This is a genomic window from Trinickia sp. EG282A, from assembly GCF_040965455.1.
GTDB lineage: Bacteria > Pseudomonadota > Gammaproteobacteria > Burkholderiales > Burkholderiaceae > Trinickia > Trinickia symbiotica.
In genome coordinates this window covers 1437020-1463628 of sequence record NZ_JBFRCC010000001.1, presented here as the reverse complement: position 1 = coordinate 1463628, position 26609 = coordinate 1437020, and the positions used below count along the sequence as shown (strand labels likewise).

Genomic DNA, 26609 nt, shown 5'->3' with positions numbered 1-26609 from the left:
GCCAAACACCGCCTGTCAGAGACGGTAAACACGCTCGGCATTGTCGTGAAACAGCGCGCTCCGTTCCTTCGGCGAGAAGCCCTTCGTAATGGACTTGAACGCGTTGAATATGTCGTCATAGCTGCTGAAAAGCTTGTCGACGGGGAAGTTGCTCGCGAACATGCAGCGCTGCACGCCGAACGCCTCGATCGCGTGCAGCACGAATGGGCGAATACTGTCGACGGTCCATTTCCAGTCGCCCATCCCCAGCCCCGAGATCTTGCATGAGACGTTGGGCGCTGATGCGAGCAGCTTCATGCCCCGCTTCCACGCTTCGATTTCCTCGGGTGCGCGATCGACCGGCATGCCCGTGTGGTTGAGCACGATCGGCGTGTTCGGAAAATCGCGCGCGAGCGCGACCGCCTCTTCCATTTGTGTGTAATAGAGCTGCAAATCGAACGACAGGTCATAGCGCTCGAGCAATGCATACCCGCGCCGCCAGCGGCTGTCGCTCATCAGATGCGGGTTGTCGATGAAGGTTTTGACCGGATCCCGATGAAAATTCAGGCATTGGCGAATGCCTCGCACGTTCGGAAACGCGCAGTGCGCCTCGATCACCGCTTGCACATTATCCGAAGCGAGGTCCGCGAAGGCTACGATGCCGTGCGGGTAGCCATGCTTGTCCGCCACACTCTGCAGCCATCGCGTCTCCGCGACAGGATCGTTATGGTCGTACTCCACCTGCAGGTGAACGGTCTTCACCACGTTCTGATTCTTGATGTCGGCCAGGAAGTCTTCGATCAAATAGTCTTTGCGTATCGCCGAATAATCGCCGAACACGCGCTCGAGCATCGGCCCCTGCAACCACGGGTAGTTTCCGGTCTCGAGATCATAAAGATGGTGATGCGGGTCGATGATGGGCAGGTAGTCCACGGGTGTCTCCAATCTCGTCAATTCATATTCATCCGGCGAAAGCATCAATAGCTGCCGGCCGCGGGCGGGTAGACTCGCTTGAGCTTAGCCTGCGCATCGGGCTGATCGATCGTCTCCTGCGTGACGAGCGGCTCCTTCAAAGCAAGTTCTTGCGTGGTCGCCTTGTGGTTCAGCGCATTGAAGACCTGCGTCGTCGCATCGATACCCTGTCCGACCGCTTCTTGAAGGAAGATGCCCTGTATCGACCCATCGCGCAGCAGGTGGATCGTCGTCGGGCTGCCATCGGCGGTCACGACGGCCACCTTTCCTGTGAGACCTCTCGTTTGCAGTGCCTTGGCCGCACCGATTGCGGCTTCATCGTACATACCGTAAATCGCTTTCACGTCCGGGTGCGCCGTGAGCACATCGTTGGCTTGTGAAATCGCCTCGTTGACGGTCAAGCCGTGCGTCTGCAGTACTTGAACGAGATCGCAACCGTCGGCCTTGAACGCCTCCTGCGCCCCCTTCATGTACTTCTGCGCGTTCTCGCGATCCAACGGCAGCGACAGCATGGCGATCTTGTTGCCGCCGCGCGCCTTCGCCAATTTGCAAGCGTAAGCGCCTTCCGCCTTGCCCGTTTCATAGTTGTTCGCCGTAACGGCCGACGTGAAGTCCGTTTGTCCGGCCTGCGGCCCAATTCCCGCGAACGCGATCGGCACGGATTTCTCCTTCAGCAGGCGCAGCACGGGCGGCGTGCTGGTGGAACTGACGGGCCCCATGACGATCGCGCTCACCCCGCGCGTCAAAGCGGTATGGACGTTGTCCATCTGCTTCGCGGGCGAGTTCTCCGATGTGAATTCGACATAATTCATACCGAGTTCCTGAGCGCGCTGCTTCACGCCGTATGCCACCCACTGCCAGTACGAGATATCCAATGACGGCGCGATATAGGCCACTGTCTGCTTCGCCTGCGCGAAACACGTTTGCGATAACGCGGCGGAAGCAATCAATAGCGTTGCCGCGATCATTTTTCCCCACGGCTTTCCCAATTGGCCGGCTCGGTTCGTAGTCGTGATGCTCATGCTTGTCTCCTTGTACCTCGTTGATGCGGCTTTAGCGCCGTGCCTTGGTGATGCGGTCGACCAGCACCGCGATGAGAATGACGATCCCCGTGACGGTGCCTTGCCAGAAGCTGTTCACACCGATCAGGTTTGCGCCGTTCTGAATGATCGTGATCATCAGCGAGCCAAGCAGCGCGCCTATTGCGGAGCCCGTGCCGCCGAAGAGGCTTGCGCCGCCGATCACGACAGCGGCAATGGCCTGCAACATCAGGCTCGAGCCTGCCGTTGCTTCCGCGTTGCTGACGTACGAGACGCTGACGATGCCCGCGAAAGACGCCAGCAGCCCTGACAGCAGATAGGCCGTCAGCCGAACGCGATTGACGGGAATGCCGATGACGCGTGCCGAGGAACTGCTGCTGCCGACGGCGTAGAGCCAACGGCCAGCCACGACCTTGCGCAAGGAGAACTCGATCGAAATGAGCAGGAGGACGCACCAGAGCAGATAGTTCGGCAATCCGGGAACGAGCGCGCCTGAGTTCAGCAGCCAATAGTTCGGATCCGAAATCGGCAGCGAATTGCCGTTCGTGACGATGAACGACAGGCTCCCCGCAATCGCGTAGGTGCTCAGCGTCACGACGAACGGCGCGAGTCCGACGAAGGTGACGAGCGCACCGTTGATCAAGCCGATGACGACGCCGACGGAAAGCCCCGCCGCGCTGCTTGCGATCGCGCCGTATCCGTGCGCCATGGCGAGCCCTGTCACCATGCCCGTCAACGAAAACACGGAGCCGACGGAAAGGTCGATACCGCCCGTAATGATGACGAGCAGCACGCCGAAGGACATGATGACGAGCGGCGCCGCCGCCTGCGTGACGTTCGCGATATTACCGCCCGACAACGCTGCGGGGACCACCATGCCGACGGCCAGCTCGACGATGACGATGGCGATCGCGATCGCAATTTCGGTACGGTATGTCGACAGTGAGCGGCGAAGCCAGCCGCCAGGTTTAACGGGTTCGGTCGTGATCGGTTGCGTGACTGACTTCATCATTGTCTCCAGAGGGAAATGCATGCTTGCTGCGCATCGCGCGCTGTATTCAGGCGGCCATGCCCGTGGCGTGCGCGAGCGCGGCTTCATTCACTTGCGCATCGCGCAGCACGCATGTCGGCTTTCCATCGAGATCGAATGCGAGCACCGTCTCGCAGAGTTCGGCCAATTCGATGTATTCTGTCGACCACCAGATCACGGCGGTCCCTTGCGCCGCCATCTTTCGAATCAGCGCATAGATCTCGCGTTTGGTGCGGATGTCCACGCCACGTGTCGGCTCCTCGAGCACGAGCAGTTTGGGCTCGAGCGTGAGCCAGCCCGCAATAAGCAGCTTTTGCTGCGTGCCGCCGCTCAATGTAGAAGGCAAATCCCAGAGCGAGCGCGCCCGTATGTTCAAGGCTTCGATCAGCCGCTTGCCCTCCGCCAGTTCGTCGTTGCGCGCGACACTTCGCCCTTCGACGATGCGCCGCGCCGCCATGAGGTTGTCGATAATCGGCAACGTTGCGAGGATGCCCTTGTTCGAGCGATCGCCCGATACGAAGCCGATACCGGCGCGCGCTGCCGCCGCGGGGCTGCTGTATTTCACCGGAGCGTCATTGCGCTTGACGTCCCAAGTCTGCTGAGCAGCAAGCCCGGTCAATGCATCGATCAGCGCGGCAGGGCCTGTCGGCGCCCCAGCGAGTCCCACGATCGTTCCCGGCCGGATCGTCAAGCCGATACCCGCATGATGGATGGCGATGACATCGCCTTGCTCCCCACTCGTTTCCTTTTGCACCGCCAGGGAGACGCCGCCCGTGCTCGCCGCCCCCGCATGGTCTTCCGCCGCAGTGCTCTGTCCCATGCATTCGACGATCTCGCGATCCGTGATCGCGTTGAGCGCAACGCGGTCAATCGCCGTCTTGCCGTCGCGGATGATCGTGCAGACGTCGGCGATTTGCCGAATCTCGCGCATTCGGTGCGAGACGAACAGGACGGCCAGCCCCCTGCCCGCTACGAGCCGGCGGATCACGGCAAAGAGTCGCCCTGTCTCCGCGGCGGTCAGGTTAGCAGTCGGCTCATCGAGCAGCAGCAGCTTGGCGCCCGAGCCCAGTGCCCGCGCGATCTCGACGAGTTGCCGCTCGTGCAACGTCAGGTCGCCGACGAGACGCCCGACCGATTCGCGTGCGAAATGCGGGTCGATCAGCGATAGCGCTTCGATTGCGATCGCCGCCGAAGCGCGCTCGCTGTATCTGTGCGTAGCACGCCGCAAGCGCGGAATCGCAATGTTTTCCGCGACCGACAGATGCGGCAGCAGCGCCAACTCTTGGTTCACGACCGCGATGGCGCCCGCGTCGACATGCGCGGCTACGGAAGCACCGACCGTATCTCCATCGAACTCGAGGGTGCCCGCATCGCGCTCATGCTGGCCCGAGACGATCTTGATGAAAGTCGACTTGCCAGCGCCGTTTCCGCCGAGAAAAGCGTGCACCTCGCCTTGGGCGATGGAGAGGTCGAATCCCTTCAATACAGTCGTCGGGCCAAAGCTCTTCACGATCGAGCGCGCGGATAACAGGTAAGGCTGTGGAGCCATCTCGACTCTCCCGACGGGATGATTGGCGAGCCTCATGCATCGAGGTGCGAGGTCGCGAGGTATGTCTGAGCGGGGACAGGAACGGCACACCGGCGAGCCAAGCTCCGTCTTCCGTCGCGGAAGGCGACGCGCACCGCGTGGGCCGGCCCGTCTAGATTTTTTTGTGCGGCACCGTTCGCGCCGCGGGAGGGAAAAACGGATAATGCATCGATGTCTCCTGCGCAGTTGTGCGCTGCGTCATTCGGTATAGGGCGGATGCCGAAGAGAGCTTCCCGCCTGCACGATCGCTTCAGCGGCTGGGTGCTCGAAGCTCGTGCGCTTGTCGACAGAATGGCAGCCACGACCGCGCGGAAGCAATGCGGTTTTCTTCAACTGCGACTGAAAAAAATTTCACGATGCGTATCCCACCGCTCAAGGCCATCATCGCGTTCGAAAGCGTCGCCAGAACGAAAAGCGTCAATCGCGCGGCCGAGGAGCTCGGCCTGACCGCGTCGGCGGTGAGCCACCAATTGAGCAATCTCGAGTCGATCATCGGTCAGCCGTTGTTCCAGCGCTCGGGGCGCGGACTCGTGCTGACGCCGACCGGCGAGCGCTATCTCTCGGATGTGACGGGCTCGCTGGCCGACCTCAGCCGAGCCACGGAGCGGGCCTCGAGCCGCAAGGAAGTCGACATCCTGCGCGTGCATTCGAGCCCGAGCTTCGGCCTGATGTGGCTGCTGCCCCGCCTTTCGTCGTTCCAGGAGGCCAACGGCGACATTCAGCTCAATCTCGCCTGCTCGTACGAGGACATTTCGTTTTCGAGCGGCTATTACGACGTCGACATCCGTCACGGATACGGCAACTGGAGCAACCTGGAAGTCAGGACGATCCGCGGCGAGTACATTGCGCCGCTCGCTTCGCCTGCCTATCTCGAGCGGCATCCCGTCCGAACGCCGGCTGATCTGCTCGCCCATCGCCTGATCTACTCCGAGACGCCGCTCGTGCAATGGAAGCAGTGGTTCGGCAGGACCGGGGTTGCCGCGGTGCAGAAAACGTTCGACTTTTCGTTCGATCGCTCATACATGTCGATCGAGACAGCAGCGCTCGGCCTGGGCATCGCGCTGGAGAGCCTCATGCTCGCGTCCGTCAAGATCAAGGAAGGCTTACTGGTTCCCGTGTTCGATGAGACGTACGCGGTCGAGGTCGGCGCGCACCATCTCGTTTACCCGAATCAAAATGCCGACCTGCCACGCGTCGAACGGTTTCTCGCCTGGATGGAGCGCGAGGCATCCGCCAAGCCCTAGCGCGGCTTCCCCTTCACAGAGATGAATCCGCAGCCCTTGCCGTTAGGGCTTTTCTCGTCGAGAAAAACTCGGATTTCATCGGTCTCTCGCGCGACCCCGCCGCGCTTCACTTGAATTTTTCTCAGCCATTGTTGAGCGTTTCCGCGTTGTTTCGGTTGCCCCTTCGGCCAACACTACGGGCATCAATCAACACTCAGGAGACAACCGATGTTGCTCGAGAAGAAGGTCATCATGGTCACCGGCGCCGCCTCGCCCCGCGGCATCGGCAAGGCAACGGCAAAAGCGTTGGCCGCCCAGGGCGCGCAGGTGGTAGTGATCGACTTGCGGAAGGAAGATGCGGAAGCGGCGGCCGCGGATCTCGGCAACGGGCATCTCGGACTCGCCTGCAATGTGACCGATAAGACGGCTTGCTCATCCGCCGTCCGTGCGACGCTCGAACGGTACGGCCGCATCGATGGACTCATCAACAACGCCGGCATCACCCAGCCCGTGCGCACGCTCGAGATCGGCGGCAAGGATTTCGATGCCATCGTCGACGTCAATCTGCGCGGCACGCTCTACATGTCGCAAGCGGTCATCCCGATCATGAAAGAGCAGAACGGCGGCAGCATCGTCTGCATGTCGTCGGTGTCCGCGCAACGCGGTGGTGGGATCTTCGGCGGGCCTCACTACAGTGCCGCCAAAGCGGGCGTGCTCGGACTCGCAAAAGCCATGGCCCGCGAGTTCGGCCCAAATCGCATTCGCGTCAACTCGATCACGCCAGGCCTGATCCAGACGGACATCACCGGCGATAAGCTCACGCCCGACATGCGTGCGGAGATCATCAAGGGCATCCCGCTCGGCCGGCTCGGCGACGCAGCCGACGTGGCCAACGCGTGCCTCTTCCTTGTCAGCGACCTCTCGACCTACCTGACCGGCATCACGCTCGACGTCAATGGCGGCATGCTGATTCACTGAAGACGCGGCCGCGCTCGCGCGGCATTCATTACCGAAACCCGGATCAACACGGGCATAGGGCTCGCGGTCACCGCGCGGGAGCACCCGCGGCGGACAGCCCGCAGCCAACAGGAGACAACAATGAAATCCACCTACCCAGCGACCCCCGCCACGGACGATGCGATCGCTCGCGGCGACTCGCCGAGCTTCGAGGCACGAACCTACGCCAAGGTCAGCCGCAGAATCATTCCGTTCCTGATGCTCTGCTACCTCGGCGCCTATCTTGATCGCGTGAACGTGGGCTTCGCGAAATTGCAGATGCTGAACGACTTGCGATTCAGCGAAACCATCTACGGAATGGGCGCGGGGATATTTTTTCTCGGCTACTTCCTGTTCGAGGTACCGAGCAACGTCATTCTTCACAAGGTCGGCGCGCGCAAGTGGCTCGCGCGCATCATGCTGACATGGGCGGTCATTTCCGCGAGCTTCATATTCGTCAAATCGCCGACGGCCTTCTATGCCCTTCGCTTCCTGCTCGGTGTCGCGGAGGCGGGCTTTGCGCCTGGCGTGATTCTTTATTTGACGTACTGGTATCCGAGCGCACGCCGCGCCAAGGCATTGTCGATCTTCTTCATGGCGATTCCGCTCGCGGGCATACTCGGCGGGCCGCTCTCCGGATGGATCTTGCATTCGCTGCAGGGCGCCATGTCCATGGCCGGATGGAAGTGGCTTTTCCTTCTCGAAGCTTTGCCGTCGCTCGTGCTCGGTGTCGCGATTCTGCTCTATCTCGACGACGGTATCGCCAGCGCAAAATGGCTCGACGACGCGGAAAAAAGATTGCTCGCACGCAACGTCGAGGGCGACAACGCGCACAAGACCGCGCATGCTTCGATCAAGGCATTCATCGGCGATCGCCGCTTATGGCTGCTGGCCGCCATTTATTTCTGCGTGGTGCTCGGTCAGTACGGCTTGACGTTCTGGCTGCCGACCATCATTCGCAAGGCTGGCGTATCCGATGCGCTGTGGGTCGGCATCTTTACGGCGATCCCCTATCTCTGCGCGATCGTCGCTTTGCCGCTGATCGGCATGAGCGCCGATCGTCTGCGCGAACGGCGCTTTCACCTCGCGATTCCGATGCTCGTCTCGGTGGCCGGCTTCGCGACGTTACCGCTGCTTGGCAGCGTCGGCGCATCGATCGTGTGCCTCAGCATCGCCTCGGCCGGCATCCTCGCCTCGTCGTCGCAGTTCTGGTCGCTCCCGACGGCCATGCTCGGCGGCGTATCGGCCGCCGCCGGCATCGCGGCCGTCAATTGCTTCGCCAATCTCGCCGGCTTCTTCTCGCCGGCCATCGTCGGCTGGCTCAACGACCTGACGGGCAAATCGACCGCCGGCCTCATCTTCATCTCGCTGGCCGTGGCGCTGGGCGCGCTGCTCGTGTTCCTGGTCCCTGCAAAAACGGTCAACCGCTGAAAGGCCGAAAGTCTTTCGATATCAAAGGAGTCTTAGATGGACAACGTAGCGATTTCCGAGGACGTCTCGCTCGCCGAGCGCGCGTATCGGATCCGAAGGAATGCATTGCTGATGGGCGAAGTCCAGGGCCAGGGCTATATCGGCCAGGCGCTCGACATCGCCGATGTCCTGGCCGTCGCCTATTTTGGCGCAATGCGTTATCGGCCGCAGGATCCCGAATGGGAAGGCCGTGACCGCTTCCTGCTGTCGAATGGTCACTATGCGATCGCGCTTTACGCGGCACTCTTCGAAGCAGGCATTCTGCCTGCCGATGAACTCGAAACTTATGGGAGCGACGACAGCCGCCTTCCGATGTCCGGCATGGCGAGCTATACGCCCGGGATGGAGATGTCCGGCGGGTCGCTGGGCCAGGGTCTCACGATAGCGGTCGGACGTTGTCTGGGATTGAAGCGCAAGGGTTCCGACGCATTCGTCTATACCCTCTTCTCCGATGGCGAGCTCGACGAAGGCGCGGTCTGGGAAGGCATCATGTCCGCCGCGCACTGGAAGCTCGACAACCTTATCGCCATCGTCGACGTCAACAATCAGCAGGCCGATGGCCCTTCCACGCAGATCATGGCATTCGAGCCGCTCGTCGAAAAAATGGAAGCGTTCGGCTGGTACACGCAGCGCGTGGACGGCAACGACATCGAGTCGGTCAAGCGCGCGTTCGACAATGCGCGCGGTCACGCCAAGCCGCAACCGCGCATCATCGTCTGCGATACGAAGATGGGTCGCGGGGTACCGTTTCTCGAACAACGCGAGAAGAACCATTTCATCCGCGTCGATGCGCACGAGTGGCAGCTCGCGCTCGAAGCACTTGAAGCTGGGAGGCAAGCATGAGCACCATCGAGAAAAAGCCCCGCCTGAAAACGTCCGCGATGATCGCGTCGATCGCGGCGGAAGGTCAGGCCACACGTTCGGCGCCGTTCGGACACGCGCTGGTCGAATTGGCGCGCACGAAGGCGAACGTGATCGGCATGACGGCCGACCTCGGCAAATACACGGACCTCCACATCTTCGCGAAGGCGTTCCCCGAGCGCTATTACCAGATGGGGATGGCCGAGCAGCTATTGATGGGCGCCGCGGCAGGCTTCGCGCACGAAGGTGCCCAACCTTTCGTGACGACTTACGCGGTGTTCGCGACGCGGCGCGCGTACGACTTTATCCATCAAACCATCGCCGAGGACAACCTCGACGTGAAGATCGTCTGCGCGCTGCCGGGCCTGACGACCGGTTACGGTCCGAGCCATCAGGCAGCCGAGGATCTCGCACTGATGCGCGCGATGCCGAACATGACGGTGATCGATCCGTGCGATGCGCTCGATATCGAGCAAATGGTGCCCGCGATCGCTGCGCACGAGGGCCCGGTCTACGCGCGTCTTCTACGCGGCAACGTTCCCGCGGTGCTGGACGAGTACGACTACCGCTTTGAGCTCGGTAAAGCCAAGCTCCTGCGCGGCGGCAACGATGTCCTTCTGATCTCTTCCGGCATGTTGACGATGCGCTCGCTCGAAGTCGCCAAGGCACTCGAGGCCGATCATGTGGACGTCGCCGTGCTGCATGTGCCGACAATCAAGCCGCTCGATACGGACACCATTCTGCGCGAGGCAAAGCGAAGCGGCCGCATGGTCGTGGTTGCCGAAAATCATACGGTGATCGGCGGACTCGGCGAAGCCGTCGCGCGCGAACTGCTGAGCGCGGGCGTCACGCCGACGTTCCGTCAGATCGCCCTACCCGACGAGTTTCTCGATGCGGGCGCGTTGCCCACGCTGCACGAGCGTTATGGCATCTCGACGGAAGTCATGTGTCAAACCATCAAGGGATGGCTCGCCTAAGCGGCTCAGTTATCCGCGAGAAAAGGACGCCGCCGACCGCACTACGACCGGCGGCGTCATGCTCGGTACTCAAGCGAGATGGGCACGTCGTGCCTGATCAGGCCGGAAAAGGCACTCCCGAGATGTCCGCGCAGATATCGATGAGACGATCCTGCAGCGCGTGATCATGCGCCTGTGGATTCGGCCGCATCCTTTTCAGATGGTAGAAATAGGCCCCAGTGACATCGGCCTCTGGATCGCTCCCCTCGGCGAGCCAAGCCTGGGTCAGATGAGATTGATTCATATCATCCGGTGCGCCCGGGCCACCCATCTTGGTCGGCACCCATCCGGGCTCGAGCGAATTCGAATGGACATCGGCCCAGTGTCGCGCTACGGCAAAAGCAAGCATTGCGTCATGAAGCTTGCTTTCGGCATAGGCTTGAGACCCGCTCCAGCGGCGCGTGCGCCAGAGTATGTCGTCGAGGTTCGCGTCGGCATGGTGATGCATGCCGGAGCTCAGATAGACGAGCCGCTTTGGCCGCTCGATGAGCGCCGTCAGAATATAGACCGACAACGTGTTGATGGCGAACACGTGCGGCAAGCCATCCGCCGTCAGCCGGTGACCTTCGCGATAGCCGACGGCGGCGTTGTGAATAACGGCGTCAAAGCGACCGAGCACATTGACTTGCGCACCTACCGCACGCGCACCCGCGATGGTTTCAATGTCTCCCGTTACGACCGCCTCGGCCCCCGGCAACGCGAGCCGCGCCTCTTCGGCACGTTCGGCGTTGCGCGCATGAAGAACGACCTGATGCCCCCGGCTTGCCAGCAGTTGAGCCGCCATCAGGCCAAGGCCTGTCGATGATCCAGAAACGAATATGCGTGACATGAGATATCTCCCAAGCAGTGCCGGCGAACGACTGTTCGCGCCATGATTCCAAAATTCAGGATTTGTTGCTGCGAGCGTTGGCAACGAGCGCCGCGCCCGCAAGCGCGCAAGCGGTACCAAACAGATAGACAGCGGCGTAGCCGAATTGTCCCGCAATGCCGCCTGCGATGGGCCCCGAAATGCCGTAGGCGATGTCGAGAAACGCGACGAACGCCCCCATCGCGCTCCCCCGGTTGGCCGGAGGCACGCGCTTGAGCGCTTCCACACCGAGCGCTGGGAAGACCAGCGCGCAGCCGAGGCCCGTCACGACGGCGCCGGCAAACGCCACAGTCTCCGCGGGCGCGCCCCAAAGCATCACCTGACCGATCGCCTCGACCACCAGCGACCACAGTGCGACCTGATAGCCGCTCCTCCGGTCCGGCAACGAGCCGAACACCACGCGAACGAAGATGAAGCCGACGCCGAACGCAGTCATGATCCAGCCTGCCCCACTCCACTGGCGCGCAGCAAAGTACAGCGAGGCGAAGGCCGTCAGCCCCGAGAGACCGACGCCTTGCAGCATCAGCCCGATGCCTTCGCGCAGAATCTGACCGATTACCCGGTAAAACGGCAGGCGCTCACCGGCCGGCGTCGTATAGGGCACCTCGCGCGCGGCGATGGCCGCCGACACGAGCGGCGCGACGATGCACGCAACCATGGCGGCCCGCAAGCCATAGTCGCGGTACAGCACCATACCGATCGGGGCGCCGACGGCAAGCGCGGCGAACATTGCGATTCCGGTCCATGACATCGACATACCCGCGCGCTGCGGGCCGACCGAGGCAATCGACCACGACACGCAACCGGTCACGAACTGGCTTTCCCCGAACCCCGCCGCCACGCGGCCAACGACAATGATGGCAAGGCTGGTAGCGGGTGGCAGTCCCGGCAATGCGGAGACAAGGTAGAGCAATCCGCCGAGCGCGCAGACCGCGGCGCCCTGCAGCGCGGACCGCTTGCCACCATGACGATCGGTCAACCGGCCGGCGTAACCGCGCGTCAGGACCGTGGCCAGGAACTGAATGCCGATCGCGAGGCCGACTATGAAATTGCTGAATCCGAGTTTCTCGTGGATGAAGAGTGGGATCACCGGCAGCGGCAACCCGACGCTGAGGTACCCGAAAAAGAGCGCCGCGATGACGCCCGGCGCCGGGCGGGGTAAAAGAGTCGATGTGGCCTTCGCTCGGCGCGCATCGCTCACGGCGAGTGCTGACATGACAGCCTCCATGAAATGCGGTTAGGGGAAATGCGAGACGCCGGCCAACGGGCTTCGGCGTCCTTGCATCAAGCCGCGTGCTGGTCGAACGCGCCGAACAATTGCGGGCGATAGCCGCTCCGTTGCAACAGGTACTCGCGTGTGGCCGTGACATCGGCCTCGAGCTTCGCGACATCGACGCCCACTAGCCTGCCGGCGCGCTTGCGGATATGGCCGCCGACCATCACCGTGTCGACGTCCGAACGCTCCACGGCCTGTACGACGGTGCCGATTGCATTGGTGACCGGGAAAACCGCCACACCGTTCGTGCGAAGCATGACGATGTCCGCCTGCTTGCCGGGCGTGAGCGTGCCGACTTCGCTTTCGAGACCGGCGGCACGCGCACCGTGGATCGTTGCAGCCCTGAGCACTGCTTCGACGGAAATCGGTGCAGGCACCTGCGTTTCGCCGCGGAAGCGCCGATACGACATGGCCGAGCGCTGCTGCCCGAAGAGCGCATGCATTTCGCCGAACATATCGCTGCCGAAAGCGGTGTCGAGATCGATGCCAAGCGCCGGGGTGAGTCCGTGCTCGATCGCCTGCTGGTAGGCGAACGTGTCGTCGTCAAAGCCGAAAAGCGCATCCGAGCGAGGGTTGATCGTAATGTTGACGCCGGCTTCCGCCAAAAGCTTCCACGTCTCCCGCGGCACTCGCGTACAGTGATTGAAGATGTTGTGCGGCCCGAGGACGCCAGGCTTTGCGAATTCCGGCCCGAGCTTCGCGAGATCGCCAATGAATTCGGTCAGGATGCGCATGTCGAGGTCCCGCGCGACCTTCCACCACTCGAGCTTAAGCTGGCCGAAAAGTCCGGCGCGCACCAGGCCATCCCCCTGATTCCATCTGGCGGCAAGACGCTTCAGATCCGAAGGAAGGTGCTCAGTCGATGCCTGCTTGTCCATGGCCGCGCCGACCATATGCAGCGCGCGGATCCCTGCCTCGTCCAGTGCATCGAGTGCCGCATCGGTATGCTCGGGGCTGCGCGACGAATGACAGGCGTCGATGATCGTCGTGATGCCCGCGTCAAGCGACGCGATTGCCGTCAGCTTCGTGCTGATGTACATGTCGAGCGGCCGATAGTGCCGCCCCACTTTCTCCGCGACGACATCGATGTAAGCGAAGAGATCGTCGACATCGGGCATCATGCGGCGCAACGCGCCGAGCCACATGTGATGATGCGCGTCGATCAAACCGGGCATGACGATGTTGCCGGTTGCATCGATAACATCGGCGCCGTTGGCCTCGATGCGGGGACCCACCGCGGCGATGCGGCTGCCGTGTACGAGAACATCGCCCGTCGCGAGATTGGGCACAGCAGCATCCATCGTAACGACGGTACCGCCTTTGAAGAGAACCTTGCGATCTGCGTGAGACATTGTGGACTCCGTGGATTCGAACGTAGGTTAATGAGCTTTGCGTGCAGCGCTGCGGTGAAACGATAGGCTGCGCGCCAACTTTGATTAAGATGGCCGTATTCATAACTTTTTTGCGTAAATGCAAAGGTGGAGCCGATGGGATTCGACGGGCGGCTGCTTTCCGGTATGAGCGTGCTGGCGGCGGTGGTCGAGACGGGCAGCTTCACGCGGGCGGGAGAGGTTCTGGGACTCTCGGCGTCGGGGGTCAGCCGGGCCGTTTCCAGGCTCGAGGAACGCATCGGCATTCGCTTGCTCGACCGAACGACGCGCGCGCTCCATCTCACGGGAGACGGACGCCGGCTCTATGAGCTCGTGTCACCTCATCTGTCCGGCATCGAGCAGGCCGCCAACGTAGTCTCCGGTGCGGCGGAAACAGTCCGCGGGGCGTTACGCGTCAGTCTCAACCCGTTGTTTGCCCGGCACGTTCTGGCGCCCAGACTGCCCGAGTTCTCGGAGCGCTATCCGGAGGTCGATCTGGTATCCGTCCTGCTGCCGGACGCCGGGGACCTGGTTGCGGAAGGCATCGACGTCGCCGTGCGGTTCGGGCCGCAACCGCCTACCAGCATGACGTCGCGCCTGCTGCTGACCACCCGTGTGCTGACGGTCGCGTCACCGACCTATCTGAGGAAGAGCGGCCGCCCCGCGACGCCGGAACAGCTCACTGGACATGATTGCCTCCAGTACATCGATCCGCAGCGAGGCAAGCCGTTTCGCTGGGAATTTCATCGGGACAACGAAGTCCGCCATGTTGAAACGACGGGCCGCTTGACATTGACCGATGTCGACACGATGGTGGGAGCCTGTATCGCCGGAGCCGGTATCGCACAGGTGCTCGCGCTCGGCGTTGAGCCGCTGATCGCGGGTGGCGCACTGATCGAACTCTTTCCCGATTGGCCGGGCGAGACATTTCCGCTCTACGCCATCAGGCCTTCGCGCAAATTGCCGCCCGCGGCCGTCGAAGCATTCCTGAGTTTTTGTATCGAGATTTGCTCGGACTACGAGACCCGGCGTTGAGGCCCATACTAAGGCTGTCCCCCCGCGCCGCCGGTCAGAACATCCGTTGCCTGGTGGCCGGGGGGGACCCCCTCGATCAGAATGACATCGCCAGACGAATTTCCTGTGCGCAACGCAAGGATGCGCTGATAAGCGGGCGATTCGTACCAACCGCGTGCATGGGCGAGGTCAGGAAAGGCAATCACGATCAAGTCTTCGGTCCACTCTCCTTCGAGCACTGTGCGCTCCCCTCCGTGGATGACGAACTGCCCTTCGAAAGGAGCGAGGGTATCGTCGATGCTGGCGAGGTAGGCTTTGATTTCCGCTCCCATTCTGACGTCCCGAAGACGGGCGACTGCGTACGATGTCATGTCTTTTCTCCTCATGAATAGCTGTTGTAGTTCGGGTCCGAAAGATTCGGGGTCCTGTGAGTGCCTGCCCGCATTTTTCGCCTGAACGCGCGGTGCGGAGCTACACACACGCCCCCTGTCTGTTAGACAAAGATTGAGTGAGGAAGCCGTCCGGCTCAATTACCTGCCGGGTAATTGAGCGCCCGCTTTGCGCAAGCTACTGTGGACCTGCCTGAATGACAGGTGCCCACACATCGGAGAGTGAGATGACCGACGCTACCTATATCGCCGAGCGCTATATCGCTGTCTGGAACGAAGCCGACCCAATCCGCCGCAACGCCTTATTGAACGAAGGCTGGAGCGAGGATGCCGCGTATGTCGACCCATTGATGCGCGGCGACGGGCGCGAGGAGATCAGTGCGCTAATCGGCGCAGTGCATCAACGTTTCCCCGGATTCCGCTTCACTCTCGATGGCCGCGTCGATGCCTATGGCGACCGAATCCGCTTTACCTGGGCGCTCGGGCCTCGATCCGAGCCCGATATGATTAAGGGCACGGACTTCGTGGTCATCGAAGAGGGCCGACTGAAGTCCGTCACCGGGTTCCTCGACAAGGTGCCGCCGAATGCCTGACTTCGGCCGCTCACCTGCGAGGGGCAAACCAATACGCCTCGACACAATCAGGTACGCGCATGAACGAACGGATCACCGCAAAGGCGGGTGACTATCTGCGCATCTGGCGGCAACGCCGCCGCATGAGTCAGCTGGCATTTGCGTTGGAGGCCGAGGTTTCTCAACGACACCTCAGCTTCCTTGAAAGTGGGCGTGCAACGCCGAGCCGGGAGATGCTGCTGCATCTGGCCGAGCGCTTGGACGTCCCGCTTCGCGAGCGCAACGCCATGTTGCTTGCAGCGGGTTTTGCGCCCGTCTATGAAGAGCGATCTCTCGAGGATCCGGCCATGGCAGCCGTGAGCGAAGCGATCGCAATGGTGTTGAAAGGACATGAGCCGTTTCCGGCGCTGGCCGTCGACCGGCACTGGCATCTCGTCGCGGCCAATGCCGCGCTCAGCTTGCTGACAGCCGGAGTCGAGGACAGCGCGCTGCTCGATCCCCCCGTCAACGTGCTTCGACTCTGCCTCCACCCGAGGGGGCTCGCGCCGCGGATCGCCAACCTTGCCGAGTGGCGAGCTCATCTTTTGGATCGGCTCCGGCGCCAGATCGCCGTCACCGGTGACGGCGTGCTGTCCGAGCTCCTGCATGAACTTTCGGCGTTTCCGATCGCCGGCAATGCTCACGCGACACAAGCGACGATGCCTGTGGACAATGGCGGCGTCTTCGTGCCGCTGAAGTTCATCACCGACGCAGGCTTGTTGTCGTTCATCTCCACGACGACAGTATTTGGCACACCGCGTGACATCACGCTCTCCGAGCTTGCGCTGGAGGCGTTTTTCCCCGCCGATGCCGAGACTGGCAGGATTCTCAGGCAGCTCGCAAAATGAGCGTGCGCCGCGACATGGTCTGGCAACGGTTGCCCGGTCATCGAATGCGGCTCGGAATTCGCTCAGGTATGGAGCTTGCTTTACCCATTCATCATGAGTGGTCCTTTGCCGCCGCGGCGCAGCAGCGACCGCGGCCCGCCGCCCGAGGTGCCGGGTCTCAGAGCACTCACTTCGCTGGTCGCCGGCGTCGTGGTGATCGTCGCGCTCTATTTCGGGCGCGCCGTGCTGATGCCGATTACGCTGGCCGTTTTACTGAGCTTCGTGCTGGCGCCATTTGCAACATCGTTGCGGCGTGCGGGCTTGGGCCACGTTCCATCCGTCATTGCCTCGGTATTGGTCGCATTGTGTGTGTTAGCCGCGACGAGCGTCCTTATCGGCGCACAGGTCGCCCAATTGGCCAGCGATCTGCCGCGATACGAGGCAGCGGTGGAACGCAAGGCGAAAACGCTGCATGAAGAGACGATCGGCCGCGCGGATGCACTGCTGAGGCGGGCGACCGCCGCGCTCAGGCACATTGCGCGGACCCCGGAACCGCCGAGCAGCGACGATCGCTCGGCGAACTCGTCGGACCGCCCGCCGATGCCGGTCGAGGTACTCGAGCCCAGGCCTTCGTCATTCCAGCTCGTGCAGCGCTTCGTGGCACCGGTGGTGAGCCCGCTCGCGACGGCGGGCATCGTGGCTGTCGTCGCGATATTCATTCTGCTTCAGCGCGAAGATCTGCGCGATAGACTCATTCGCCTTTTCGGCGTGCGCGACCTGCATCGCACCACGACCGCGATGGACGAGGCCGCGCGGCGCCTGAGCCGCTATTTCCTCGTTCAAGTGGCGATCAACGCGAGCGTCGGCACGCTGATCAGTATTGGACTCGCGCTCATCGGCGTGCCGGGGGCATTGCTGTTCGGCGTCATAACCGCCTTGCTGCGCTTCGTGCCATACGTGGGCGCGTGGATCGCGGCGCTCCTCGCCGTCATCCTCGCCGCGGCCATCGGCCCCAGCTGGTGGATGATGATCTGGACCGCCATCGTCTTCGCGGCGGTCGAGCTTGCCGCGGGCCAATTCGTCGAGCCGCTGCTATACGGCAACAGCGCGGGCTTGTCGCCGTTCGCTGTGATCATCGCCGCCATTTTCTGGGGCTGGATATGGGGACCCGTGGGGCTCGTGCTGTCCACGCCTCTTACGCTGTGTCTCGTGACGCTCGGGCGCCACGTCGAGCGCGTCGCCTTCCTCGATGTGCTATTCGGTAACCATCCAGTCCTGACGCCGGGCGAAAATCTTTACCAGCGTTTGTTGGCCAATGATGCGCCGGATGCGCTCGCTCAGGCGGCGACGATGCTCGAAAAAACGTCTTTGGAGGCCTGGTACGACACAGTCATGCTCGAATGCCTGAGGCTCGCCTGCGACGACGTCGCGCGCGGTGTGGTCCCGCCCGGACAGCTGACTGCGGTGCGCTCCGCGGCGCTAAGCGTCATCGGCGGGCTGGCACCGGCGGATTCACCCAGCGTGGCCCTCGCGCCGCGCAAGCGCTCGAAGGCCGAGGCGCGCCGTGGGCCTTTGAACGACACCCCGCATGATGCGCCCGATGAACGCGCCCCCGTGCTCTGCGTGAAGGGACGGGGCGAGTTCGACGGCCTTGCCGCGACGATCCTCGTGCAATTGCTACAGGGGCGCGGTATCGAGGTCATTGCCGTCTCTGCCGAACGGTTCTTGCGCAGGCGCGGCGAGGACGCGCGAATCAGCCGCGACAAGGTCGTCTGTCTTGTGACGCTGGAATGGCGCGAGTCGCCGCCGTATCTGCGCAACCTCGTCAGCAGACTTCAAGCGCTATCGCCGGATCTCGTCATGGGGATTGCGTTTGCCGAGGACCGTAATGCCGCACGCCACAACGCACAGAGTCAACCGGAGGCGGCCGGCCCCGTGAAGGAGCCGGCGATTGGTTCCTTCGCCGCGCTGGCCGACGCGTGCGCCGAAGTGTTGCGCACCCGCTCGATGCTGAACGAGAACGGCAACGGCAATCGCAATGGCAATGCGGGAGCCAAAGGAAATCAGCAGATTGCCAAAGCGCTATGATCGCGCCCACGCACTCGCAACAGATGGCAAAGAACGCGCGCAAGCGTGCATTGCGCTTCGTCGCCAATCATCCTTTCTGGTTCATCGTCCAAGTGCTCAAAGCATTTCGAAAGAACCAAGGCCTGCTTCTGGCGGGCGCGGTTGCATACTATTCGTTGCTTTCGATCGTGCCGCTGCTGATCCTCGTGGCCATTGCATTGGGTCACATGGTCGGTCAGGAACTGTTGCTCGATACGCTCGAGCGGCTGCTGAAATGGCTGGTTCCCGGGCAGTCGAAAGCGATCGTCGGCGAACTCGCCAATTTCCTCGCGCATCGCGCGGTGGTGGGCTGGTTCCTCGTGATTACGATGATTTTCTTCAGCTCGCTTGCGTTCACCGTACTCGAAAACGCGCTGTCGATCATCTTCGTGCATCGAGTTGTCATACGGCGGCGCCACTTCCTGATATCGGCGATCGTGCCGTACTGTTTCAGCCTTTCGCTTGGCATCGGCGTGCTGCTTATCACCTTCGTCACGAGCAGCTTGCAGGCGGTCGCGTCCGATAGCGTGGTGCTTTTCGGCCACGTCGTATCGCTGACGGGGCCAACGCGGGTCATCCTTTACCTCGGTGGCTTTGCCGGCGAGATATTGGTGCTGACCGCTATCTATATCGTCATTCCGGCCGGACGCACCACCTTTCGTCACGCCGTCATGGGAGCCGTGGCGGCGGCGGTGCTCTGGGAGATCACGCGTCGGGTGCTCGTTTGGTATTTTGCGACTTTGTCGCAGGTGAGCGTCGTCTATGGATCGATGACGACTGCGATCGTCGTGCTGCTCAGTCTCGAGGCGCTGGGCACACTGCTGCTCTTCGGCGCGCAACTGATCGCCGAATACGAGCGGCTCAGTGCCCGCGGCCGTTTACAAGAGCCCGACGCGTTGGGAACAGGTTAGCCTCGGTTCGGCACGGTTGCGCGTTTCAGCGAGCTGGAGCCGCACGAGCTGATCGGCGAATTTGCGCACCGCTGGCAAGATGGCGGCGCCCACGGGCGTGAGCTACGCGCCGCGCCGCGACCGCTCGAACAGCGTCACCTTGAGGGCTTGTTTGTGGCAGAGCCTCGAGACGTTCATCTCGAGCATCGGGATCGTGAGCGAATCCGTCGACCACCGAGCATAGCGATGAAGCGCAATACCGCCGGTCAAGCATACATCGACGCTCGTTCGAACGCACACATGGCCGTATGGGTCGATGACTGAAGCTTTGGCACGCGCGCCACGCAAGTGACAACCCGGCGCGAAGATCAGTTGCAACTCCTCATCGGTTTCCTCACTGGCCACTCGCACAATCGCTGTCCGTGTTAAACGACGCCCGAACTTCGCTCACGGTCTGTGCAGGCGCTTGCAGATGAGGAAAATGGCCGACTTTGGGGAGAATCGAAAGCTTCAGAGCGTTCCGGTTCGCATACTCAATGCCCATCTCCTTCTTGATATAGATATCCTGCTCTCCCCACACTACCTTCACGGGCACCTTCAGCGTTGCCATATTGGCTTCGAAATAATCCTGGTCCCGGGTGAAGTAGGAGTAGTAGTGAAAGAAGGCGTCCGCCGACGTGACCTTACCATCCCACCCTTTCGTCATATCGTCGCTGAACCCTTCGGGCAACGCATAGCGCTCCTCCATCGCCATGCCGCGGAAGAACGTGTTTGCGAGGATTTCGTCGCGGTTCCTGTTCATTGCGGCACGCACGGCGTCGGACGAAGGCTTTGACTTCAGGCCCTGGAGGCTTTCGTACATGTACTGTGGGCGGTTGAATGGGGCAAAGTCGCCAACAATGATCTCCCTGGCGATATCCGGTTGATCCAATGCGGCCAGGAGCGCAGGCAAGGCCCCGATATCGGTCGCATAAATCACCAGTTGCGAACTGTCGATGCCGGACCTGCGGATATAGTCTTTCAGCACATTCGCATAGTCCTTCGGCGCATAGGAGAAGCGATCGGCGCCCGGACGCGAGGACTGTCCATAGCCTGGCCAGTCAAATGCATGCACCTCGTAGTCGCTGGACAGTGATTCGGCAATCGGCTTCCACGCATACATCGTCTCCGGGAAGCCGTGCAGGAACAGCACCGTACCCTTACGATGCGCGGGCCGATAAATCATATGACGCAGCTTGATGTCAGAATTGACCTGCAACTCGCCGACTTCAATCCGCGGCGCCGACGAAAAAGATGTCGGCATGATCCGGCATGCGGACAAGCCCTCACCTGCGGCGGAGAAGCCCGCCTGGGTTATCTCTGTGAACATGAACTGAGCCCTCGTTTGGTGCGTTCATTGGATGTGGCCATGATCGGGGTTTACTAGCACGATAAGAAGTGGCAGGATCGCCATTAATCGTGGTATTTCAGACAAGCAAATGGCGATCATCCGCATCTGGGTCTATGACGGAATCCTGGCGTCCGGCGTCGCGGGCCCCGTCGACGTCTTCAGCGCGGCCAATCAGTTCCGTACGCGCAAGACCGCGCCCGGCACGGCATCCGCGCCCGCGTTCGTATGGCGCGTGGAATCGCTCGACGGGCGTGCCGTCACTGCGGCGTCGGGTCAGACCATCGAGGTCGACGAAAAAATCGACCCGCGCAAACGGGCGGACGCCGTGTTGCTGACAGCACCGTTCTTCTCGAACATCGACGAATTCATCGGGCGGCGCGAGCAGTTGGACGAACTGTCGTCCGCGCTGCGGCGCCAACGCAATGCAGGCGCCATTCTGGCGGCTTACTGCACGGCCAATTACCTGCTCGCCGAGGCCGGCCTGCTCGATGGCCGTGCCGCAACGACGCACTGGGCGAGAGCGTCGGACTTCGCACGCCGCTATCCGCGGGTCGAAGTTCGCGCCCAAGAACTTCTGATTGAGCAAGACGGCATCATCTCGGGCGGCTCCGTGACGTCGTACCTGAATCTCGCGGTGCGGCTCGTGGAAACATTCGCGGGAGAAAGACTCGCCACGATGACCGCGAAGGCGCTGTTGATCGACATGAACCGGACTTCTCAGGCGTCCTTTGCCACGCTTCTCGACGAACATGGACATACCGACACGCTCGTCGCGCGCGCCCAGCAGCAGATGGAGGCCACGCTGCAGCACGGGTTCCGGTTGAGCGACCTGGCAGCGTCGCTTGCGGTCAGCGAACGCACGCTCAACCGTCGTTTCAAGGAAGCCGTCGGACTGGCACCCCTCGCGTATCTGCAAAATCTGCGCATTGAAGTCGCGAAGCGCTTGTTGGAGACGCGGCCAATCGGGCTCGAGGCGGTGAGTCAACGTGTCGGTTACGGCGATATCAGCACATTCCGGCAGTTGTTCAAGCGCAAGACCGGCTTGTCCCCGAGTGAATATCAAGCGCGTTTTTCCCGTGGCGCGGTGCAAATCGCGGAAAGCTCGCCGGGCAGCAACCGGAGTTCGTCGGAAGGCTGACCGCGCGTGAGTCCAATTTCCGGTTCAGGAGCGGACGCCGGACCGGCTTGGCGGTTTTTCTTTGCTAAAGCTTGACCGATGCGTCAATCATTGACAGGAAGTTTCGCAACGACCTTGATCTCAAAGTCGAAGCCATAAAGCCATGTCACTCCGACGGCGGTGAGCGTCGGATGTGGCGCGTCGCCCCAAAACTCGGGTACGACCTGCCAGATGCGCTCGAACGTCGATTGCGGGTCGACCATAAACACCGTCACGTCCACCACATCGTCGAACGTGCATCCAGCCTCGCGCAAAATCGCATTCAGGTTTCGAAAAGCGAGCCGCACCTGCTCCTGCAAATCCGGCTCCGGCGTGGCATCCTCGCGGCTGCCGACTTGACCTGATACGAACAGCAACCCATTCGCCCGTACGGCCGGAGAATACCGGTTACGCTCGTAGAGCGCCCGACGTCCCGGCGGAAATACCACATCGCGCTTGCCCAATTTCACCTCCGTTTGATAGATCATGGTTTCGATCAACCACTCTACTGACCGGCGCCCACGCGATAAACCGCCAACCCTGTTCATGTCTGTTTGTGGAAACCAAACAATTCAAACGCGAGGCAAGCACTGATGGACCGCTTTGACGCAATGCGCGCTTTCGTCCGGGTAGTCGAGGCAGGCAGCTTCACGAAGGCGGCCGAAACGCTTCATATGAGCAAGACCACGGTGACGCATCTAGTCCAGCAACTCGAAGCGCGCTTGCGCGTCCGGCTACTGAACCGGACGACGCGCAAGATCAACGTCACGCCGGCCGGCATCGCGTATTACGAGCGCGTGACCAGGCTGCTCGCCGATATGGACGATGCCGAGACGAGCCTATCGAGCGCATCGGCGGCACCGCGAGGCCGCCTTCGTGTGGATGTGCCTAGTCCGTTCGCCCGCCTGATTCTGATCCCGGCGCTTCCTGCATTCTTTGCCCGCTATCCGGACATTCAACTCGATATGGGTGTGAGTGACCGAACGGTCGATATCATCGGCGAGAACGTGGATTGCGTCGTGCGCGGAGGCGAGCCGGACGACCAATCCATGATCGCCCGGCGCGTGGCGGATCTTCCGCTCGGCGTCTTCGCGTCGCCCGGATATCTTGCCTTGGCCGGTGTACCTTCGCATCCCGGGGAACTGGAAAACTCGCATCACCGCATCATTGGGTTCTCGTGGGGACGCGCGGGCAATCTTTATCCACTCGTCTTCCATCGCCGCGAGGCGACGGCAAAGGTACAAGGCCGTTACGCCCTCTCCGTAGACGATGGCAACGCCTACCTTGCGGCTGGAGTGGCCGGCCTCGGCATCATGTGGCTCCCACGTTACATGTCGAAAGCGCATCTGAGAAAGGGCGAACTCGTCCCGCTGTTCGAGGACTGGCAGCTTGACCCGATGCCCCTTTACATCGCGTATCCGCCGAACCGGCACGTCAGTGCGAAGCTGCGGGTATTCATCGATTGGGTCGTCGAACTGATGAACGAAAATGCTCCCGCGCAAATGGGATGAGCTTGCGGGCGCGACGTTTCATCATGTTCTTCATGCGAGCGGCGAAGCGCTTCGATACGCGTCCATCGCAACTGCTGCTACTCCAATTGACCAGTCGCGCGCCGGGCGTGGAGGTCTTCCAGCGCTTCGGCAAGGCAAGCGGCAAATGCATCGCAGGTTCCGCTGATCGGATAGCTTTCGAGGGATGCTATCCCCGTCTCGAAGCTGATCGGCGGCACGAACGGCCTCATCACGAACTGTTCCGCGTCGCAGCATTGTGCGATCAGCCGGTTGACGATAGCCGCGCCAACCCCACGTGCCGCCATCGCGCACGCCACGCTCACCGAATGCACCTCAGCGACCACATTCGGTGTCACCCTCGCGCTGCGGAACGCCGAGTCCACTTCATGCCGAAGCGCGCTCTGACGCCACAGCATGATGAGCGGCACGCCGTCCAGATCGCTTGGGGAAATGGTCGTGTTCGCGGCGAGCGGGTGCGAGCTTGGCATGACACACACCGATTCGCTCTCGAACCGCCACTTGACTGAAAAGCCGGCGAGGCGCGTCGGCAGTCGTACGAACGCCAGATCGATCTCGCGGCTCAGCAAGGCGCGCTCCGAAGCGTCGTAGGTGCCCGAAAACACTTCCAATACCGCGTCGGGATGCGTTTCGTAGAAACGCTGCGTGACAGCGGGCAGCAGAAACTGGGCAAAGGTATTCGGAACCATGATGCGCACGAGCTTACGCTGTGTACCAGCCAGTCGCAGTTGCTTGGCATGTCGTTCGAGGCAGCGCGCCGCCTCGACGATTGTCTCCACTTCCTGCACGAGCGCATCGCCTTCACGCGTTGGCGTCAGCCGGCCTTGTTCGCGCACGAACAGGCTCAGCCCGAGATCCTCCTCCAACTGACTCAGAAGACGGCTCACCGCCGGCTGCGAGCAACCTAAGTGCTGCGCGGCAGCCGTCGTCGTATGCAGCGTCGAAATCGCCAGAAAAGCCTCGAGTTGTTTAAGGTTCATCTCAAGTTCGGCATAGGGCTATGCCGGATCAACATAAGGTTGCGGACAGTTTTTTGCCGTCGAATGATCGTGGCGATGCACAGCCCGGTGCCGCTTGGGCCACCGGAACACATCGCATTTTCATCATTTGAGGTTTCACACGCAATGATCGCCTTCATCATCCGGCGGCTAATCCAGAGCGCCGGCGTGCTGCTGCTCACGTCCGTGCTGGTCTTCTGCGGCGTGTTCGCCATCGGGGACCCGATCGCGATTCTCGTTCCGGCCGACGCTACGCCCGCCGAAGTCGCCCAGGCCGTGCAATCGCTCGGGCTTGACCAGCCGCTCTGGCAACAGTATCTGCATTTCATCGGGCGAGCACTGCACGGTGATCTCGGGCGCTCGTTCGTGTTCAACCAGCCGTCCATTCAGCTCATTCTTGAACGTCTGCCTGCAACGCTGGAGCTCGCGCTCGTGGCGCTAGTACTTGCCCTAATAGTCGGTCTGCCGCTCGGCCTGATCGCCGGGCTAAGGGCCGGATCCGTGCTCGACCGCACGGTAATGACGGGCTCGATACTAGGGTTCAGCCTGCCGAACTTCTGGCAAGGCATCATGCTCGTGCTGATCTTTTCGGTCACGCTGGGCTGGCTGCCGTCGGCCGGCCGCGGTCAACCTGGCGTGCTGTTCGGTATCCATACCAGCCTCGCGACGTGGGATGGGCTGCGGCACCTGCTGCTGCCGGCACTCAATCTGTCGCTTTTCAAGATGTCGCTCGTCACGCGCCTCACGCGCGCAGGGGTCCGCGAAACGCTGCCGCTCGACTACGTGAAGTTCGCCCGAGCCAAGGGCCTGCCCGAGCGGCGTGTGATCTTCGTGCATGTCCTCAAGAACATCCTGATTCCAATCGTCACGGTCGTCGGAATGGAATTCGGCTCGTTGATCGCATTCGCCACCGTAACGGAGACGATCTTCGCGTGGCCAGGCGTCGGCAAGCTGATCATTGACAGCATCACGAAGCTCGATCGACCGGTGATCGTTGCCTATCTGCTTATCGTGGTCGCGATGTTCACAGTACTCAATCTTGTCGTCGACATCATCTATTCGCTGTTGGATCCCCGCGTGCGGTTGGAGGCGGCATGAGAGCGAGTACAACAGTTCCTTCCTGGCGCGTAGATCGCAATACGACGTTGGGCATCGTGCTGCGCAGCCTGTTCGGCAAGCCGGCCGTCGCCGCCGCGACCTGCGTATGTCTTGCTCTCGTCGTGATTGCGCTGTTTGCGCCATGGATCGCGCCGCAGAATCCGTATGATCTCGCCGTGCTCAATATCGTCGATGGGCGCCTTCCGCCCGGCGCGCGCGGAGCGAGCGGTCATCTGTATCTGCTTGGCAGCGATGCGCTCGGGCGCGACATGCTCGCCGCAATGATGTACGGGCTACGTATCAGCCTTGGCGTGGGTCTGCTGAGCGGTGTGTTCGCGATGACCCTAGGCACCACGCTCGGTCTCGTCGCCGCGTACTTCGGCCGCTACGTCGATACGCTAGTGATGCGTGCCGTGGATCTGATGCTCGGTTTCCCGACGATCCTCGTCGCGCTGATGATGCTCGCCATTCTCGGCCAGGGTGTCGATAAGGTGATCCTCGCGTTGGTCGTCGTGCAGTGGGCCTATTTTGCCCGCACCGTGCGAGCGGTGGCTGCCGTCGAACGCCGCAAAGAGTACATGGAGGCCGCGCTGTGCCTTGGCCTGAGCCACCGCCGCGCGTTGTTCAGCCAGCTACTGCCGAACTGCCTTCCGCCCGTCATCGTGATTGCCCTTGTACAGATTGCCGCCGCCATTTCAGCCGAAGCGACCTTGAGCTTTCTCGGCATCGGCCTGCCGGTCACGCAGCCCTCGCTGGGTCTGCTGATCGCAAACGGCTATCAGCAATTGATCGCAGGCTTTTACTGGATCAGTGTTTTCCCCGGCCTGTTGCTGCTCGTGCTCGTGTTCAGCATGAATATCGTCGGCGACAGTCTGCGCGAAGCATTGAACCCGCGTCTGCAGAAATAGGATT

The 26609-nt window shown here is 61.8% G+C and carries 26 protein-coding genes; 14 read left to right on the top strand and 12 right to left on the bottom strand.

Annotation, left to right across the window (positions count from 1 at the left end):
* Positions 1 to 15 precede the first annotated feature (15 nt).
* From AB4Y31_RS06695 to AB4Y31_RS06680, 4 genes are read right to left on the bottom strand one after another with little or no spacing between them, the layout of a single operon-like run.
* Positions 16 to 903 carry an amidohydrolase gene (locus AB4Y31_RS06695; protein WP_368673468.1) on the bottom strand — a complete coding sequence of 296 codons (888 nt, stop codon included), beginning with the start codon at positions 901 to 903 and terminating at the stop codon, positions 16 to 18.
* A 53-nt stretch (positions 904 to 956) separates the two neighbouring features.
* Positions 957 to 1973: a substrate-binding domain-containing protein gene (locus AB4Y31_RS06690; protein WP_368673213.1), complete on the bottom strand. Its 1017-nt coding sequence runs from the start codon at positions 1971 to 1973 to the stop codon at positions 957 to 959.
* A gap of 31 nt (positions 1974 to 2004) precedes the next feature.
* Entirely contained in the window at positions 2005 to 3003 is a 999-nt protein-coding gene (locus tag AB4Y31_RS06685) for an ABC transporter permease (protein WP_368673212.1), read from the bottom strand.
* Positions 3004 to 3049: 46 nt separating this feature from the next.
* Positions 3050 to 4570 (bottom strand): sugar ABC transporter ATP-binding protein, encoded by a 1521-nt coding sequence (locus AB4Y31_RS06680; RefSeq protein WP_368673211.1) that lies wholly within the window; start codon positions 4568 to 4570, stop codon positions 3050 to 3052.
* Positions 4571 to 4965: 395 nt separating this feature from the next.
* Between AB4Y31_RS06680 and AB4Y31_RS06675 the strand changes: the two genes are divergently transcribed.
* The 5 genes from AB4Y31_RS06675 to AB4Y31_RS06655 all read left to right on the top strand — a co-directional run bounded on the left by AB4Y31_RS06675 (position 4966) and on the right by AB4Y31_RS06655 (position 10136).
* On the top strand, positions 4966 to 5853 hold the full coding sequence (locus AB4Y31_RS06675) for a LysR substrate-binding domain-containing protein (RefSeq protein WP_368673210.1): 888 nt from the start codon (positions 4966 to 4968) through the stop codon (positions 5851 to 5853).
* Between the two features lie 207 nt (positions 5854 to 6060).
* Positions 6061 to 6810, top strand: a complete 750-nt coding sequence (locus AB4Y31_RS06670) for an SDR family NAD(P)-dependent oxidoreductase (protein WP_368673209.1) — start codon at positions 6061 to 6063, stop codon at positions 6808 to 6810.
* Between the two features lie 120 nt (positions 6811 to 6930).
* A complete protein-coding gene (locus AB4Y31_RS06665; RefSeq protein WP_368673208.1) occupies positions 6931 to 8259 on the top strand; it encodes an MFS transporter in 1329 nt (442 codons plus the stop codon).
* Positions 8260 to 8295: 36 nt separating this feature from the next.
* Positions 8296 to 9141, top strand: a complete 846-nt coding sequence (locus AB4Y31_RS06660; RefSeq protein ID WP_018443565.1) for a transketolase — start codon at positions 8296 to 8298, stop codon at positions 9139 to 9141.
* Complete coding sequence (locus tag AB4Y31_RS06655; protein WP_368673207.1) at positions 9138 to 10136, top strand: transketolase family protein; 999 nt, start codon at positions 9138 to 9140, stop codon at positions 10134 to 10136. The genes AB4Y31_RS06660 and AB4Y31_RS06655 overlap by 4 nt, the downstream gene beginning before the upstream one ends.
* 97 nt (positions 10137 to 10233) lie before the next feature.
* On the opposite strand, the gene AB4Y31_RS06650 is transcribed toward AB4Y31_RS06655, so the two are convergent.
* The 3 genes from AB4Y31_RS06650 to AB4Y31_RS06640 form a co-directional block, all read right to left on the bottom strand.
* Positions 10234 to 11004: an SDR family NAD(P)-dependent oxidoreductase gene (locus AB4Y31_RS06650; RefSeq protein ID WP_368673206.1), complete on the bottom strand. Its 771-nt coding sequence runs from the start codon at positions 11002 to 11004 to the stop codon at positions 10234 to 10236.
* Positions 11005 to 11059: 55 nt separating this feature from the next.
* A complete protein-coding gene (locus tag AB4Y31_RS06645) occupies positions 11060 to 12259 on the bottom strand; it encodes an arabinose transporter (protein WP_368673205.1) in 1200 nt (399 codons plus the stop codon).
* A gap of 68 nt (positions 12260 to 12327) precedes the next feature.
* On the bottom strand, positions 12328 to 13671 hold the full coding sequence (locus AB4Y31_RS06640) for an amidohydrolase family protein (protein WP_368673204.1): 1344 nt from the start codon (positions 13669 to 13671) through the stop codon (positions 12328 to 12330).
* A 135-nt stretch (positions 13672 to 13806) separates the two neighbouring features.
* Between AB4Y31_RS06640 and AB4Y31_RS06635 the strand changes: the two genes are divergently transcribed.
* Complete coding sequence (locus AB4Y31_RS06635) at positions 13807 to 14724, top strand: LysR family transcriptional regulator (protein WP_368673203.1); 918 nt, start codon at positions 13807 to 13809, stop codon at positions 14722 to 14724.
* Between the two features lie 8 nt (positions 14725 to 14732).
* Here AB4Y31_RS06635 and AB4Y31_RS06630 read toward each other — a convergent pair whose 3' ends face one another.
* Positions 14733 to 15074, bottom strand: coding sequence for a DUF1330 domain-containing protein (locus tag AB4Y31_RS06630; protein WP_368673202.1), 342 nt, complete (start codon positions 15072 to 15074; stop codon positions 14733 to 14735).
* A 245-nt stretch (positions 15075 to 15319) separates the two neighbouring features.
* On the opposite strand from AB4Y31_RS06630, the gene AB4Y31_RS06625 reads away from it, so the two are divergent.
* From AB4Y31_RS06625 to AB4Y31_RS06610, 4 genes are all read left to right on the top strand, one after another.
* A complete protein-coding gene (locus AB4Y31_RS06625; protein WP_368673201.1) occupies positions 15320 to 15685 on the top strand; it encodes a nuclear transport factor 2 family protein in 366 nt (121 codons plus the stop codon).
* Between the two features lie 59 nt (positions 15686 to 15744).
* Entirely contained in the window at positions 15745 to 16551 is an 807-nt protein-coding gene (locus AB4Y31_RS06620; RefSeq protein ID WP_368673200.1) for a helix-turn-helix domain-containing protein, read from the top strand.
* Between the two features lie 93 nt (positions 16552 to 16644).
* On the top strand, positions 16645 to 18618 hold the full coding sequence (locus AB4Y31_RS06615; protein WP_368673199.1) for an AI-2E family transporter: 1974 nt from the start codon (positions 16645 to 16647) through the stop codon (positions 18616 to 18618).
* Positions 18619 to 18641: 23 nt separating this feature from the next.
* Positions 18642 to 19547 carry a YihY/virulence factor BrkB family protein gene (locus AB4Y31_RS06610; protein ID WP_368673198.1) on the top strand — a complete coding sequence of 302 codons (906 nt, stop codon included), beginning with the start codon at positions 18642 to 18644 and terminating at the stop codon, positions 19545 to 19547.
* 102 nt (positions 19548 to 19649) lie between these two features.
* Here AB4Y31_RS06610 and AB4Y31_RS06605 read toward each other — a convergent pair whose 3' ends face one another.
* Together AB4Y31_RS06605 and AB4Y31_RS06600 are read right to left on the bottom strand one after the other, a co-directional pair.
* Positions 19650 to 19931 carry a hypothetical protein gene (locus tag AB4Y31_RS06605; protein WP_368673197.1) on the bottom strand — a complete coding sequence of 94 codons (282 nt, stop codon included), beginning with the start codon at positions 19929 to 19931 and terminating at the stop codon, positions 19650 to 19652.
* Entirely contained in the window at positions 19921 to 20895 is a 975-nt protein-coding gene (locus AB4Y31_RS06600) for an alpha/beta fold hydrolase (RefSeq protein ID WP_368673196.1), read from the bottom strand. Before AB4Y31_RS06600 ends, AB4Y31_RS06605 begins: the two co-directional genes overlap by 11 nt.
* A 109-nt stretch (positions 20896 to 21004) precedes the next feature.
* Here AB4Y31_RS06600 and AB4Y31_RS06595 point away from each other — a divergent pair, with 109 nt between their 5' ends.
* Positions 21005 to 22054 (top strand): GlxA family transcriptional regulator, encoded by a 1050-nt coding sequence (locus AB4Y31_RS06595; RefSeq protein WP_368673195.1) that lies wholly within the window; start codon positions 21005 to 21007, stop codon positions 22052 to 22054.
* Between the two features lie 83 nt (positions 22055 to 22137).
* On the opposite strand, the gene AB4Y31_RS06590 is transcribed toward AB4Y31_RS06595, so the two are convergent.
* A complete protein-coding gene (locus AB4Y31_RS06590) occupies positions 22138 to 22536 on the bottom strand; it encodes a RidA family protein (RefSeq protein ID WP_368673467.1) in 399 nt (132 codons plus the stop codon).
* A gap of 129 nt (positions 22537 to 22665) precedes the next feature.
* On the opposite strand from AB4Y31_RS06590, the gene AB4Y31_RS06585 reads away from it, so the two are divergent.
* Entirely contained in the window at positions 22666 to 23583 is a 918-nt protein-coding gene (locus AB4Y31_RS06585; protein ID WP_368673194.1) for a LysR family transcriptional regulator, read from the top strand.
* Between the two features lie 77 nt (positions 23584 to 23660).
* On the opposite strand, the gene AB4Y31_RS06580 is transcribed toward AB4Y31_RS06585, so the two are convergent.
* Positions 23661 to 24581 carry a LysR family transcriptional regulator gene (locus AB4Y31_RS06580; RefSeq protein ID WP_368673193.1) on the bottom strand — a complete coding sequence of 307 codons (921 nt, stop codon included), beginning with the start codon at positions 24579 to 24581 and terminating at the stop codon, positions 23661 to 23663.
* Between the two features lie 144 nt (positions 24582 to 24725).
* On the opposite strand from AB4Y31_RS06580, the gene AB4Y31_RS06575 reads away from it, so the two are divergent.
* Positions 24726 to 25697 carry an ABC transporter permease gene (locus tag AB4Y31_RS06575; RefSeq protein ID WP_368673192.1) on the top strand — a complete coding sequence of 324 codons (972 nt, stop codon included), beginning with the start codon at positions 24726 to 24728 and terminating at the stop codon, positions 25695 to 25697.
* Entirely contained in the window at positions 25694 to 26605 is a 912-nt protein-coding gene (locus tag AB4Y31_RS06570; protein ID WP_368673191.1) for an ABC transporter permease, read from the top strand. The genes AB4Y31_RS06575 and AB4Y31_RS06570 overlap by 4 nt, the downstream gene beginning before the upstream one ends.
* Positions 26606 to 26609: the final 4 nt, after the last annotated feature.

Bases quoted from the DNA above. Each gene is read 5' to 3' on its own strand.
- AB4Y31_RS06690 (WP_368673213.1), bottom strand. From the start codon at position 1,973: ATGAGCATCACGACTACGAACCGAGCCGGCCAATTGGGAAAGCCGTGG.
- AB4Y31_RS06685 (WP_368673212.1), bottom strand. From the start codon at position 3,003: ATGATGAAGTCAGTCACGCAACCGATCACGACCGAACCCGTTAAACCT.
- AB4Y31_RS06680 (WP_368673211.1), bottom strand. From the start codon at position 4,570: ATGGCTCCACAGCCTTACCTGTTATCCGCGCGCTCGATCGTGAAGAGC.
- AB4Y31_RS06675 (WP_368673210.1), top strand. From the start codon at position 4,966: ATGCGTATCCCACCGCTCAAGGCCATCATCGCGTTCGAAAGCGTCGCC.
- AB4Y31_RS06670 (WP_368673209.1), top strand. From the start codon at position 6,061: ATGTTGCTCGAGAAGAAGGTCATCATGGTCACCGGCGCCGCCTCGCCC.
- AB4Y31_RS06665 (WP_368673208.1), top strand. From the start codon at position 6,931: ATGAAATCCACCTACCCAGCGACCCCCGCCACGGACGATGCGATCGCT.
- AB4Y31_RS06660 (WP_018443565.1), top strand. From the start codon at position 8,296: ATGGACAACGTAGCGATTTCCGAGGACGTCTCGCTCGCCGAGCGCGCG.
- AB4Y31_RS06655 (WP_368673207.1), top strand. From the start codon at position 9,138: ATGAGCACCATCGAGAAAAAGCCCCGCCTGAAAACGTCCGCGATGATC.
- AB4Y31_RS06650 (WP_368673206.1), bottom strand. From the start codon at position 11,004: ATGTCACGCATATTCGTTTCTGGATCATCGACAGGCCTTGGCCTGATG.
- AB4Y31_RS06645 (WP_368673205.1), bottom strand. From the start codon at position 12,259: ATGTCAGCACTCGCCGTGAGCGATGCGCGCCGAGCGAAGGCCACATCG.
- AB4Y31_RS06640 (WP_368673204.1), bottom strand. From the start codon at position 13,671: ATGTCTCACGCAGATCGCAAGGTTCTCTTCAAAGGCGGTACCGTCGTT.
- AB4Y31_RS06635 (WP_368673203.1), top strand. From the start codon at position 13,807: ATGGGATTCGACGGGCGGCTGCTTTCCGGTATGAGCGTGCTGGCGGCG.
- AB4Y31_RS06630 (WP_368673202.1), bottom strand. From the start codon at position 15,074: ATGACATCGTACGCAGTCGCCCGTCTTCGGGACGTCAGAATGGGAGCG.
- AB4Y31_RS06625 (WP_368673201.1), top strand. From the start codon at position 15,320: ATGACCGACGCTACCTATATCGCCGAGCGCTATATCGCTGTCTGGAAC.
- AB4Y31_RS06620 (WP_368673200.1), top strand. From the start codon at position 15,745: ATGAACGAACGGATCACCGCAAAGGCGGGTGACTATCTGCGCATCTGG.
- AB4Y31_RS06615 (WP_368673199.1), top strand. From the start codon at position 16,645: ATGAGTGGTCCTTTGCCGCCGCGGCGCAGCAGCGACCGCGGCCCGCCG.
- AB4Y31_RS06610 (WP_368673198.1), top strand. From the start codon at position 18,642: ATGGCAAAGAACGCGCGCAAGCGTGCATTGCGCTTCGTCGCCAATCAT.
- AB4Y31_RS06600 (WP_368673196.1), bottom strand. From the start codon at position 20,895: ATGTTCACAGAGATAACCCAGGCGGGCTTCTCCGCCGCAGGTGAGGGC.
- AB4Y31_RS06595 (WP_368673195.1), top strand. From the start codon at position 21,005: ATGGCGATCATCCGCATCTGGGTCTATGACGGAATCCTGGCGTCCGGC.
- AB4Y31_RS06585 (WP_368673194.1), top strand. From the start codon at position 22,666: ATGGACCGCTTTGACGCAATGCGCGCTTTCGTCCGGGTAGTCGAGGCA.
- AB4Y31_RS06580 (WP_368673193.1), bottom strand. From the start codon at position 24,581: ATGAACCTTAAACAACTCGAGGCTTTTCTGGCGATTTCGACGCTGCAT.
- AB4Y31_RS06575 (WP_368673192.1), top strand. From the start codon at position 24,726: ATGATCGCCTTCATCATCCGGCGGCTAATCCAGAGCGCCGGCGTGCTG.
- AB4Y31_RS06570 (WP_368673191.1), top strand. From the start codon at position 25,694: ATGAGAGCGAGTACAACAGTTCCTTCCTGGCGCGTAGATCGCAATACG.